General features: G+C 67.5%; 1 pseudogene. It reads right to left on the reverse strand.

The features are described 5' to 3' along the window. A pseudogene (locus tag CAPSK01_RS23860) lies at positions 1–308 on the reverse strand (hypothetical protein); the annotation flags it as partial.

Genomic DNA, 308 nt, shown 5'->3' on the forward strand with positions numbered 1-308 from the left:
CGCCCAAGCCTGCTGAGCGGCCACCACCGTCGCGGCGGCCTGCCGAACCTGGCGGGCCAGGGAGAGACTGGTGGCCTTCGAAACCTCATGCTGACCAGGGAAGAGGTCCGGCGAATGATGCGCATCCAGGTCCACCTCGACCTGCCGATGCAACGCCGTGGCCTCGTCGCTGGTGCCTTGGATCACGGCAACATTCAACCCGACCAGGGCCGCCTGGAGCGCCTGCGTCCAGGTCGCCGCCTTGCGATCCGCCGCGTACTGCTCCAGAAGAAGAAAGCCCGACACCGGCTCCAGCGCCACCAAACCCA

The sequence above is a fragment of the Candidatus Accumulibacter vicinus genome (assembly GCF_000584955.1).
GTDB lineage: Bacteria > Pseudomonadota > Gammaproteobacteria > Burkholderiales > Rhodocyclaceae > Accumulibacter > Accumulibacter vicinus.